Here is a 12,082-nt window from a genome sequence, read left to right on the forward strand (position 1 = left end):
AAAAATGCAAAGTATATTATCTTAGAAACTGTACACAAACACCTTCTGGTGCCGTTTCTTGATTATCAACGATTTCTATGTTTCCAGTAACTTTATCACGTTTAAAAACGGTCAGAGCATAATCGCCTTCTTGGTGTGCACAAACTAAATAATCATCAGATTCAGTTATATTGAAGTCACGTGGAAATTCTCCACCACTTTTAACGATGTCTACTAATGAAATTGTTGCACCCTCGTCTCCTACTTTAAATATAGCAAGACTATCATGACCGCGATTACTTATATATAAGAAATTTTGATCATGCGATATTCTCACTGCTGCCAATTTAGTATCACCATCAAAGTTTTCTGGAATTGTTAAATGTCTTTCGATTTCAGTAAAATGACCATTCTCATATTTTAAAGTACTTACGATATTTGATAACTCATGTACAACGTAAGCATATTTTCCATTTTCATGGAACGTAATATGTCTTGGGCCATCTCCAGGCTCAAAATCTATAGTATCGTATACTTTTAAACCGTCATCTCTATATTTGTACGTAATCACTTTATCTGTACCTAGATCCATTGCCACAACATATTTTTCATCTGGTGTTGTGTTGAGATAATGGACATGTGGTTGCTCTTGTCTTTCAGAAGGACCAGTTGGATAATCATGCGCTAATTCTTGTATTAGACGAACAATTTCTCCTGTTTCTGGATTTGCTTCATAAATTCTTGCTAAACCAGCACCATAAATTGCTTCGAATATATATTTTCCATCCGGTGATGCAGATACATAGCAACCATTTCCAGCAGTTGACGCTAGACATTTGTTAATCAGACTTAATGTACCATCTGACTCTATTTTCAAACTAGCAATACCACAATCATCGCCTTCTTTAGTTACAGCATATAAAAAATGATTATGTTGATTTACATATGTTGATGCTTCTAGTTCATAGCCTGTTTTAACTTCCGTTATCTTGCCAGTTTCTTCATCTAGTTGAAAACGGTAAACCCCTTTACCTTCTTTTTTTGTATATGTTCCAATATAACCTGTTGTCGTCATGTAAACCCCTCCATATTATTATACTCATATTTTAATAAAGATTTTGGGCAAAGACAATATAATGATTTAACCACTTGGAAAATAGAACGTATGTTCGTATAATGGATATATACTGATTGGAGTGATAATAAGTGAATGACTACAAGAATCAAGAAACAGATTATAGAAAAATACCTAGAGAACAGTTGAATCCCAACATACCGCAAGGCCGTGGCATGGTCAAATGGGCGCCCTTTGCTACTTTACCTGAACAATTCGAAAGTATTCAACAATATTTAATAGATCAAAATAAAATTGATCGTCCAATACTGTCAGATGACCAGCTAAACGAACTTAATTTACAACTCCATCAAGCCTTACATTCAGATACTTTTGTACATGTTGAATATTATAAAGACGGATGGCTAGAAAATATAACTGTTAAAATTAAAAATATAGATATGACGCAAATGTTTTTAGAAGGATACCTTTTAAAAACTTCAAACACAATCAAATTGTCCCTTTTTGATATTACAAAAATCACGATAGATAACTAGTTAGCCAACCATATTTAAGCATAGTCAAGTATTCTATAGGGCATACAAGCGATATGAATAGCATAAAAAACTGTCGATAACATTATCGACAGTTCAAAGTAAAAAACCTATTCATTTTCAATCAATTAATTATTAGATTCGATATCTGAAATAATTTCTTTTGTTTTGCTTTCGATATCTTCAAAGTCTTTTTTGAAAATATAAGCAAATACAACTGCACCAATGCCTGCTGCTAATGATACAGTTAGGATTGTACCGAATACAAATTTAAATAAACCTTTAATAAAATTCCACATTCTGTTTCACCTCAATAAATTATTAACATCACTATTATTAATGATAGCATATTTGATTACATCAATAAATATATACCCACTTTTCATTAATTTAAATCAACATATGAAAGTCGTATTTTTATGATATTATTGTATTAATGCTTCAACAAAACATAAAAAAATTGTTATCTACCAAAGGTTCTTACTACTTTAATATTCAGATAAACATGCGTATTACGTTTATAAGCATTTAAACATAATCATGAACATGAAAAAATTCAAACTTGTTTTGCTTTTAATATATATAGATTCATAGACATTCCAGTGATTATGCTTAATTGATAGAAATTTGCGCTATCACTATCATTGAAGGTGGTTTAACCAAAAAAGAGTGAGCTGAATATATCAGGCTCACTCCCATCGTAATTTGATTTATCTCCACCAAGTGGATACTGCATCTTTAATAGCATCATAATAGTTAGCCATTAACAATCACCTCATTAAAAGTATAATTCCTTAATCAGTCGTCGTTGTTATTCTTAATGATAAGGTCTAGTACCCTGTAATGCAATTAACACTACGTTACATTAAAGTTACAATTTTGTAAGACTACACTTTAAACATAGGAGATTTTGAAATGCAAAAAGTAAAATCTGATATTTTAACGCATCGTGGTTCACATTTCGACCTAGGTGTACAAACTGCACAATGGATGCAACATACACCACTATTAAAAAATAGAGAACAAGAATGGAAAAAACGTATGCCACGCTTTGATATTCACATCAAAGAGACTTATGATATTTTTCAAACTTACGCACCTCAAATCTGGGAAGAAATCAGAGGTATGCAGGAAGTGCTTAATTTACCTACACGTCAAATGATTTTAAATTTTGCCCATTACCGCTTTACACCTTTGAAAAATAGCGGTTGCACTGTCTATTTAGGTAACGATTATATGGTACGTAATTATGATTATCACCCTGCCACATATGATGGTCGCTATTTATTGTTTCAACCCAATGATGGTGGTTTAGCTCAAATTGGGCCAACATCTCGTGTCACGGGTAGAATGGATGGCATGAATGAGGCTGGATTAGCAATGGGGTATAATTTTATGCATCGTAAACATCCCGGTGACGGCTTTGTATGCTACATGATTGGCAGACTTGTATTACAGTACTGTAAAGATGTTCCTGAAGCTATTAAATTATTAAAAGAAATACCTCATAGAAGTTCATTTAGCTACATTGTTATGGATAAATATTTAAACCACGCAATCATTGAAGTTACACCACGTTCCATCGATGTGCGTTATGATCATACTTGTACAAATCACTTTAAATTATTAACGCATGAAAATAGAAATTATACAAAAGAATCAACAGAGCGTTTAGATAGGTTAATTAAACAAACACCTGCTCAATTAGGGAAAATGGATGCTTTCAAACTTTTTAATAACCCTGAATTTGAAATTTACAGTAAATTATTTAAAAGTTGGTCTGGCACGATACACACAAGTATGTATGAACCTCAATCGCTAACCGCTCATATTACTTTAGGTGAGAATAAGGCACCTGTGGAAATTGACTTTCAACAATGGTTGAATGGTGAATCTTTGAACATAAACGAACTCACAGGTCAAATTGATACCGAATTAACCTTTGCAACATATTAATATCAAAAGGAAAAAAAGAGTGGGATTAAGAAATCTTGCATACTTTGATTTCTATCCCACTCGCTCATTTAATTTATATAAATATCCCCATTTAATGTATAGAATTCCAATACATGATTACCAGCGCCTACTCTATCATTTGCAAAAGTTTTGTTATTAACGTTGGCTTTCCCTTTTTCTGGGTTTAATTTCAGCAAAGTATTATCCGGTGCTTGATTGTACGACATCTTTATATCCCCATGTTGTGTTGACGCTTTAAAAGCAGAGTCAATATCCATATCACTTAAATTGATATTACCCTGTTTCGCAGATAGTACCGAATCTTTAATTAGAGATTGCTTTCCGATAATACTGGCATTTTTAGTTTTTATATCTGCATTCAAGATCTCACTGCTATTAAAGTGAACTGTGGATTTTATACCTCTGTATATTAATTTTTTAATTGATGAATTCTTGATGAAAACACGTGCTGCACCAGTTTCAGGCATTGATAAATTAGCACTTTCGATATCTAAGTTCTGTATATTCACTTCATTAACTCTATTAGAAACATACAAATCATCCATTTTTTCACTTGGCATTGTGATATTAATTTCAGCATGTATCTGCCTAAACGGATTAAAATTCAAACCGTACTTATCTACTTTTTCATTGGTTTCATGAACACTTAACTCATTACCTTCTTGATTGATATCTACCTTATTTTGCCCCTTGTAACGCACTGTAAATTTGTCACCTTTTGTGATATTAACTTTAGTTGATATCCCTTTTATATTTAAAGAGTCGATCGATTTATCAGTAATGTTTTTATCTATGGTATTAATTTTATTATTTTGTTTTTCAAAGCCAAACCACGTTATACATCCTAGAAGAAAACAGACAATGAACAAACTCAAACCACTCAAAAATAATTTCTTCATTCTTCTGCACTTCCTTTAATCGTTCTAATATTCCAGCGTAAATATTTTAATATTAATCGATACACCAGTTCAGCCAACTTCGCAATAATTACAAATAAGACAATACCTAAACCACTAAATGCAAATGCAAATAAATAATTACTAATAGCCAAACTAAACATACTGTTCAGTAATCCATGTATGATTAAGAGTAACGGACTTATAGCTAAAACCATTGCAGCACATAACAATATCAACATAAATCCACCGACAAATATCATTGGAATCAGTATAATCACTAAGGATAAAATGCCCATACCTAACGAAGCCATGATTGCTCTTAAAATTGTCCTAGCATTGGTCCGGTATTCAGCAGATACAATTGCACTTCTAGCATTTATTTCTTTACCTATTTTTTTTGGTGGTTCTAAAGCCCCAATAATTTGATATTCATTTTTACCTTCACTTTCTTGCTCAAAAAAATATTGTTCATATTCATACATCACTTTATCTCGCTCAGCCCTAGGTAAATTATCGAGCTCTTGTTCAAGTTCATTTAAAAAAGTGATTTTATCCAAAATATCTACCACCATTCAAATTCTAAAGTCTATTTCTTAAATTATGTAAAATTAAAGAATGGTAATTATCCAATAAAATCACCATTCTTTAATTATTATTTTGAGTAAACTTCAATCTTTTTTATTTTATCATGTTTGTATATAATAGATAACTTTATATGATTATCTTTATCATAATATATCATTAAACGATAGGCATCGCGTAATTTCTTTTGTTTATAGCTACTTCCTAAATGATGTACAACATCTTGAATATTCCCTTCAATTTTCCCACCAAAGTTTGTATAAACATCAGTGTTTTTAATTAATGTCATACCCTTTATTTTTGAATTACCTTTATTCACTTTAAATACTAAATTAGGTTGATTATGTTTAGTGTATAAATTGTGTTTTTTTAAAAGAATTTCGTCATCTTCTATAAATTTATCTTTGTCTATTTTTGCATTTAATTGCATGTCATCAATGGTAATACGAGATAAATCTGTAGTATGTTCATTTTTTATGTAACTTACAATGAGTAATGTAGCTATTCCCATTAACATAAAAACACTCCATACTAGCCATTTATTTATTTTATGAAAATTCACTTTCCTTCAACTCCATTTACTTAATCAATATAGCATACACAATAGTCTCTTTCATCTTAAAAGAATGTCGTAAAATGCATAACTTTTCAAAGTATTTAAAATTTTCTTTCATATAAAATAATTGATATAATAATATCTAATAAGCTAAAGGGGGAAATATTATGACAAGTTTAGAAACATATTTCAAAAACAGTCAACCACTTGATCAATATATCGAGGTCATGACTGAAAACAAAGAGAATGTCTTATCTATTTACAATTCTTTCTCTTTACCATTAAATGATGATCGTATTAAAAAAATTAAATCATTAAATTATTCAAAAGTGTTAGTTATCACGGAAGATTGGTGTGGCGATGCCATGATGAATCTACCTATCTTAAAACATATTAGTGAAGCTTTAAATTTAGAAGTTCGCGTTTTCCATCGTGATGAGAACACTGATTTAATTGATCAGTATTTAACAAATGGTACTGCACGTTCAATACCTATTTTTGTATTCCTTAATGATAATTTTGAACAAGAAACGGTTTGGGGTCCCCGTGCTAGACAAGTTCAACATTTTGTTGAAGATACACGTTCAGATGTCCCTTCAAAAGATGATCCTACCTTTGAAGATAAGTCTGCAGAAGCACATAAAATTATGACGAATCGTTATAAAACAGATTCTCAACTTTGGAAATATGTATATGACTCCATTTTAGATAAATTAATCATTAAATAGTAAAAAGACGTATGAATGATGCTGAGACTAACCGCAAATTCATACGTCTTTTATATATTGACTTACTTATCGGTTATTATTTTAAATATCTTTCTTAGAAACATAGAAAATATTTACAATAAATAAAATTACAATTGAAGCTGAAGTAATAAACCATTGCCAACTTGTGAATGTATAGTCCCCAGAAGTTGTTTTTGAAGTTAAATAACTAAAAGGTATATACTTTAATGAATCTTGAATATTATCACCAATTTTAGGAATCATTGGTAAAAATGGTTCTGCGAAAGGAACAATTAATACTAAAAATATGCCTAGTGTAAAAATAAGTGCTGTCTTAGGCACAATAAGTGAAAATAAATAAAGTAATAAACCAAAGAATAAATGGAACATTAAGAAGAACCATAGTAATTCAAAAGCTTTACTAGTAGTAATGTTCTTCCCATCAACTACACCTTGCACAATATGTACAAATCCCACAAGAACTGCTGTAATCAGTATCGCAATAAGTATGATAGAAATTACTTTAGCTATTACATAACCAATACGGCTTGATGTTTTATTCATATAAAGCTGAATTGTACCTTGTGAAATATCACGCGTAATTGTTTTTATTACAAATAGTAAGCCCATAATTGAAAAGAACCAACTACCGATAGAGAGTAATGTATTACCATTCATTTCATCTGATTGTTGAACAAATAATATTGTAAAACCAATCAATGGTAAAATTGTTAAAAGTAATGCTAAGTAAGTTAATGGACTTTTAAAAATACTATACATATCATATTTTACGAGTTGTAAACTATTCATTATTGGCCACCTTTCTGATTAATATTGAAGTAAGTATCACGTAACGAACTCTTACGCGTCTCAATAAATTTAGGGAAAACAGATTCACTTGCTAAACCTTTTAGTACTTCTTTATAGCTGCGTTGTGCATTGATAATCACTTCGCCACTATCTTCTTGGGTTTGTACTACATTATATTGCTCTTTTAAGAAGGCTAATCCAGCTTCAAAATCCTCATTTTCAAATATAATGACTGTAGAATCAGATGCTGTGCCCTCTTTCATATTTACATCTTGCACGAACTTACCATCACGTAAAAATACGGCTCTATCACAAATCAATTCAATATCTTCAAGTTTATGACTAGAAATTAAAATTTTCATATCTAAGTCTTTAACAAGCGATTGTATTGTTTTAAGCACATCAATTGAACCATCCGGATCCATACCATTTGTTGGTTCATCTAAAATTAAATACTTTGGTTTATTCATTAATGAAACTGCTATGGCCAATTTTTGTTTCATACCCATAGAGTATTTTTTAACTTTCTTTTTAACATAGGGTCTCATACCAAATGCATCGATAATTTGATCTGCATATTTTTTATCAAAACCATTACCAAGGACATTAGCAAAAAGTTTTAAATTAAATAAACCTGTTTTATTATCATACAATTTAGGATGTTCAATTAAGTAACCAACATTTTGCTTATTACCTAATTTGACGTCTCCTTTATAATTGATAATATTTCCATTCATGACTTTCATTAAGGTTGTCTTTCCGACACCATTTTTACCAATCAAACCAACAATCTGACTTTGACCAAAATCAAAATCAATATGGTCAAGCACATTATTATTTCCATATGTTTTTGTTATATTCTTTAATTGCATAAATGCGCCTCCTTTTAAAGTTAATTTACTTTTTTATACTGTATAAAATAATTAGCTATAAGAAAAATGATACTTAAGCCTAAAAAGCCATAATTAAAAACTGGCTCAAAATAATCAAGTGCAGTTAACTTAATTTTGAATATGAGTAATACTGCTAATGTTATAAGCACTGCAACAATTGGAATAATGAGTAACATCACAAGCAAACACATTAAATAAGAAATATTTTCAGATTTTTGTTCGGAATATTTTTTAAATGCGATAGGTATAGCAAAGAAATTAATTGCGATATATGAATAAGGTAAAGTAACATCAATACTAATGCCACTAGCAGCAAAATTTGAATTAGGAATATGGAAAAGTGATAATATTCCAGCCCCAATCAGTGTAAATAAAATTAAGGTTACATAGTTTGCATTAAGCATATCCTTTTTGGATACTGGCAAACTACCAAAAAAATCATACGCATTTGAGTGGCCTAACTTACTATTCAGTCGAAATACATGTCCTGAATCAAGGACAGAAACAAATAGTAAAATCATAGCAACTAAAGAATAAAGTATTCTTGTAAGCAATGAATGATTTTCGATTATTAATTGTAATGGAGATATTAATAATAATACGGCATAAATAACGATAGTCCATTTACGTAGTTTAATATTTCTAATTAGTAAATTCTTCATCGAATGGCCTCCCCACTATATAATTCCATCACTATACTGTTTATGTTTTCGTTGCCCTTTTTCGAGGTAAACCATTAGTTCTTCGATGGTTGGATTCGTTATTGCCACATCACTACCAAATAGTTCTTTAAACACATTAGCATGTGTCGTAAGTGCTGTAAAACCCGTATGATTATATTCAATGTAATGCGTTAAATCAATCAATTCATTATCTAGTTGATTTGGGTCGCCTTTAACAATTTGATATTGATTTAGAATATCATCTAAAAAGTGGTTCAAAATGATTTCTCCATCCTTGATATAAACCAGATAATCAGCAATTTTCTCCAAATCTGAAATGATATGTGTAGAAATAAAAACGGATTTTTTTCATCAATTAATTCTTCTTGAATGACATCTAACACTTCATTTCTAACAATTGGATCGAGACCAGAGGTTGGTTCATCAAGTATAAATAGCTCTGCATGATGACTAAATGCTATTGCATAAAAAGGCGCAATATAAGACTCAATTTTTTTAACATTCCACTTATCATTTAAATATAATTCTGAATAAATAAAACCAATTTTATTTTTTATTTCAACTGCATGACGATCCATTCTTTTATCAAATAAGCGAATTTCACCTTCATCTGGTTCTATAAGATCCATAATTAATCTAATGATTGTCGTTTTACCAACGCCATTAGCTCCAATAAATCCAGTAACAAATCCTTGAGGAACTCGAAAAGAAACGTCCTTTAGTTTGAATTCTTTATACTGATAATTGACAGCATTCAATTCTATCGCGTTCATTCTTCGCCCTCCTCAAAAATCAGCTCAACGATTTCTTGTAATTCAGATAAAGACATGCCTATTGTCTTAGCTTCTTTACTCATTGATTTAGCTAATGACTCAATAACAATAAATTGTTTTTCTTTTAAAATCGAATTATCTTGTTCCTTAACATAGGTACCTTTTCCTCTAACAGTATAAACAAAGCCGTCTTTTTCTAAATCTTCGTATGCACGCTTTGTTGTTATCACGCTAACACTTAAATCATGTGCTAATTCTCTCATAGACGGTAAATGCTCACCTGGTGCAACATAGCCCTTTAAAATGTTTTCTTTAATTTGTTGCTTAATTTGTTCATAAATAGGTCGTTCACTACTATTTTTTAAAAGTATTTTCATGGACGTCCTCCCCCTACAACTGTATATACACAATATATACAATATATACACGTTTGTAAAGTGTTAATTTATAATTAATTGCATATACTTTATTATTTTACTTGATAATGCAATTCGTCATTAGTCATTTTGCGTTTTAAAATAAAAAAATATAGCTAGTGCTTTGCTAAATTCGACTCAGCTCCACACTAACTATAGTTTTATTGACTCTATTTTCGATTTTGATTTCTCTTCTTACGTCTATTATTGCTTCTATTAATAAAAGCACAAATCATAAACATAATTGCAGCAATAAGTAATTTAATTCCAGAATCTTCTTGTCCTGTTGCCTGTAAATAATAACCAACGATGAACAAGACGATTGCAATAATTACAAATATCTTTGTTAAATGTTTCATCTCTTCACCTCAAACAATGTTATTGTACCAAATTTTACCAATAATTACTAAAAACCTATAATTGAGAACTTATATTTTTTTAATCATAAGTTATGTTAACTGTAAAATAAATTGATTGCAGTATTTCGTTCTGGATGATAAACTTGTAAATGTATCCACGGATTATATTACACAACCCCAAGTCTGGGCCAACAGACTTGGGGTTTTTTGTGTAAGGCCACCTATTTGTCATTCCATTTATTTTCTAACCAAACACGAAAAACAACAAGTAAGCTACCTGTTAATAAAGTTGTAATTATTTCTTGCCACCACGAGATCATATTACACCTCCCACAGAAAAAAGTACCATGTAGGAATTCGATGGCCTATCCACATTCTAACACAAAACAGAACGTGTGTTCGTATAAATGTATAGATTTTTTAAATTTTAATTTAATATAGCCACTAAGCTTTAATTTTAAGCTATTTCAAGATAATATAAAGGTATCATTGAAAAAGTAAAAGAGAGGTTGACCCACATATGAATCCTTTAGCTTTAGATTTAAATGAACAATTATCTAAATCAAACCCTGAAATTGCAGATATGTTATCTGACCTAGGAAAATTAATGTATTATCCAAAAGGCATTTTATCTCAATCTGCTGAAGCAAAATCTACTCAATATAATGCCACAATTGGTATGGCAACATATAAGCATAGCAAGATGTATGCTGACACGCTTAATGACGTTTTTACAAACTTAGAACCAGATGAAATCTTTCCATATGCCCCACCACAAGGTATAGAATCACTACGCGATTTATGGCAGCAGAAAATGCTAAAAGAAAATCCTGATTTAAATGCAACTGATATGACAAGACCAATACTTACAAATGCGTTAACACATGGTTTATCACTCGTTGCAGATATGTTTATTGATAGTGGCGATACGATTTTATTACCAACGCACAATTGGGGAAATTATAAATTAGTTTATAGTACGAGACATAGTGCGGATATCGAAACTTATGATATTTTTGATGAGTTAGGACACTTTACGACAGAAAACTTAATTGCAACTTTAGAAAATTATACAAAAGATAAAGTGATGTTAATTTTAAATTATCCAAATAACCCAACAGGCTATACACCTACAAAAGATGAAGTAAAAACAATTGTTGAAACAATTCAAGCATTAGCTAAACGTGGTACCAATGTAATTGCTTTAGTAGATGATGCTTATTACGGCTTATTCTATGAAGATGTTTATACACAATCATTATTTACTGCACTAACAAACTTGCATTTAGATAATTTATTACCTATCAGATTAGATGGTGCAACGAAAGAGTTCTTCGCTTGGGGATTACGTGTAGGTTTTATGAGCTTTGGTGTATCCAATGAAACAACAAAACAAGTCCTAGAAGCAAAAGTTAAAGGACTAATCAGAAGTAATATATCTAGCGGACCTATGCCTTCACAAAGTGCAGTGAAATATGTATTAGAGCATCCTGAAACTTTCGACAAAGAGATTCAAGAAAATATTGATACGCTACAAGCGAGATATGAAGTTACAAAAGCAGTGGTTTATGACCCACAATATGCATCCTACTGGAAAGCTTACGACTTTAATTCTGGTTATTTCATGGCTTTAAAAGTTTATGATGTAGATCCTGAACAATTACGACTTCATCTTATCAATAACTATTCTATCGGTATCATCGCACTTAACGATACTGATATTAGAATTGCATTTAGTTGTGTTGAAAAAGATGATATTCCACATGTATTTGATTCTATTGCAAAAGCTATTGCTGAGTTACAAAAATAATATAGTTAA

The 12,082-nt window shown here is 30.6% G+C and carries 15 protein-coding genes and 1 pseudogene; 4 read left to right on the plus strand and 12 right to left on the minus strand.

Going from position 1 to position 12,082, the window contains the following annotated elements:
* Window positions 1–16 precede the first annotated feature (16 nt).
* On the minus strand, window positions 17–1,054 hold the full coding sequence (locus ACM595_RS05010) for a lactonase family protein (RefSeq protein ID WP_419744457.1): 1,038 nt from the start codon (window positions 1,052–1,054) through the stop codon (window positions 17–19).
* 131 nt (window positions 1,055–1,185) lie between these two features.
* On the opposite strand from ACM595_RS05010, the gene ACM595_RS05015 reads away from it, so the two are divergent.
* Window positions 1,186–1,590, plus strand: a complete 405-nt coding sequence (locus ACM595_RS05015) for a YolD-like family protein (RefSeq protein WP_075340054.1) — start codon at window positions 1,186–1,188, stop codon at window positions 1,588–1,590.
* Window positions 1,591–1,715: 125 nt separating this feature from the next.
* Here ACM595_RS05015 and ACM595_RS05020 read toward each other — a convergent pair whose 3' ends face one another.
* Window positions 1,716–1,886, minus strand: coding sequence for a hypothetical protein (locus ACM595_RS05020; RefSeq protein WP_002482806.1), 171 nt, complete (start codon window positions 1,884–1,886; stop codon window positions 1,716–1,718).
* 616 nt (window positions 1,887–2,502) lie between these two features.
* Here ACM595_RS05020 and ACM595_RS05025 point away from each other — a divergent pair.
* The gene (locus tag ACM595_RS05025) at window positions 2,503–3,543 is read left to right on the plus strand and encodes a C45 family autoproteolytic acyltransferase/hydolase (RefSeq protein WP_002482805.1); all 1,041 of its coding nucleotides are present in this window, start codon (window positions 2,503–2,505) and stop codon (window positions 3,541–3,543) included.
* Between the two features lie 68 nt (window positions 3,544–3,611).
* On the opposite strand, the gene ACM595_RS05030 is transcribed toward ACM595_RS05025, so the two are convergent.
* From ACM595_RS05030 to ACM595_RS05040, 3 genes are all read right to left on the minus strand, one after another.
* Complete coding sequence (locus tag ACM595_RS05030; protein WP_002482804.1) at window positions 3,612–4,463, minus strand: DUF4097 family beta strand repeat-containing protein; 852 nt, start codon at window positions 4,461–4,463, stop codon at window positions 3,612–3,614.
* Complete coding sequence (locus ACM595_RS05035; RefSeq protein ID WP_037538099.1) at window positions 4,460–5,020, minus strand: HAAS signaling domain-containing protein; 561 nt, start codon at window positions 5,018–5,020, stop codon at window positions 4,460–4,462. The genes ACM595_RS05030 and ACM595_RS05035 overlap by 4 nt, the downstream gene beginning before the upstream one ends.
* Before the next feature lie 95 nt (window positions 5,021–5,115).
* Complete coding sequence (locus tag ACM595_RS05040) at window positions 5,116–5,562, minus strand: hypothetical protein (RefSeq protein WP_228161157.1); 447 nt, start codon at window positions 5,560–5,562, stop codon at window positions 5,116–5,118.
* A gap of 206 nt (window positions 5,563–5,768) precedes the next feature.
* Here ACM595_RS05040 and ACM595_RS05045 point away from each other — a divergent pair, with 206 nt between their 5' ends.
* Window positions 5,769–6,329: a thioredoxin family protein gene (locus ACM595_RS05045; protein ID WP_041079950.1), complete on the plus strand. Its 561-nt coding sequence runs from the start codon at window positions 5,769–5,771 to the stop codon at window positions 6,327–6,329.
* A gap of 81 nt (window positions 6,330–6,410) precedes the next feature.
* On the opposite strand, the gene pmtD is transcribed toward ACM595_RS05045, so the two are convergent.
* From pmtD to ACM595_RS05080, 7 genes and pseudogenes are all read right to left on the minus strand, one after another.
* Window positions 6,411–7,139 carry a phenol-soluble modulin export ABC transporter permease subunit PmtD gene (pmtD, locus tag ACM595_RS05050; RefSeq protein ID WP_075340053.1) on the minus strand — a complete coding sequence of 243 codons (729 nt, stop codon included), beginning with the start codon at window positions 7,137–7,139 and terminating at the stop codon, window positions 6,411–6,413.
* The gene (pmtC, locus tag ACM595_RS05055; protein ID WP_037538096.1) at window positions 7,139–8,011 is read right to left on the minus strand and encodes a phenol-soluble modulin export ABC transporter ATP-binding protein PmtC; all 873 of its coding nucleotides are present in this window, start codon (window positions 8,009–8,011) and stop codon (window positions 7,139–7,141) included. Before pmtC ends, pmtD begins: the two co-directional genes overlap by 1 nt.
* Window positions 8,012–8,031: 20 nt before the next feature.
* Window positions 8,032–8,694: a phenol-soluble modulin export ABC transporter permease subunit PmtB gene (gene pmtB / locus ACM595_RS05060; protein ID WP_419744458.1), complete on the minus strand. Its 663-nt coding sequence runs from the start codon at window positions 8,692–8,694 to the stop codon at window positions 8,032–8,034.
* A gap of 15 nt (window positions 8,695–8,709) precedes the next feature.
* Window positions 8,710–9,488, minus strand: a pseudogene (locus tag ACM595_RS05065) (ATP-binding cassette domain-containing protein).
* Window positions 9,485–9,865 carry a PSM export ABC transporter transcriptional regulator PmtR gene (gene pmtR, locus ACM595_RS05070; protein ID WP_002482796.1) on the minus strand — a complete coding sequence of 127 codons (381 nt, stop codon included), beginning with the start codon at window positions 9,863–9,865 and terminating at the stop codon, window positions 9,485–9,487. The pseudogene ACM595_RS05065 and the gene pmtR overlap by 4 nt, the downstream one beginning before the upstream one ends.
* Before the next feature lie 209 nt (window positions 9,866–10,074).
* Complete coding sequence (locus ACM595_RS05075) at window positions 10,075–10,263, minus strand: SE1626 family protein (RefSeq protein WP_002482795.1); 189 nt, start codon at window positions 10,261–10,263, stop codon at window positions 10,075–10,077.
* 221 nt (window positions 10,264–10,484) lie between these two features.
* Entirely contained in the window at window positions 10,485–10,580 is a 96-nt protein-coding gene (locus tag ACM595_RS05080; protein ID WP_100217374.1) for a Trp-rich small protein, read from the minus strand.
* A 203-nt stretch (window positions 10,581–10,783) separates the two neighbouring features.
* Between ACM595_RS05080 and ACM595_RS05085 the strand changes: the two genes are divergently transcribed.
* A complete protein-coding gene (locus tag ACM595_RS05085) occupies window positions 10,784–12,073 on the plus strand; it encodes an aminotransferase class I/II-fold pyridoxal phosphate-dependent enzyme (RefSeq protein WP_041079946.1) in 1,290 nt (429 codons plus the stop codon).
* The last annotated feature ends 9 nt before the right edge of the window (window positions 12,074–12,082 follow it).

This window comes from Staphylococcus sp. LKG3-1 (assembly GCF_048568385.1).
GTDB lineage: Bacteria > Bacillota > Bacilli > Staphylococcales > Staphylococcaceae > Staphylococcus > Staphylococcus saprophyticus.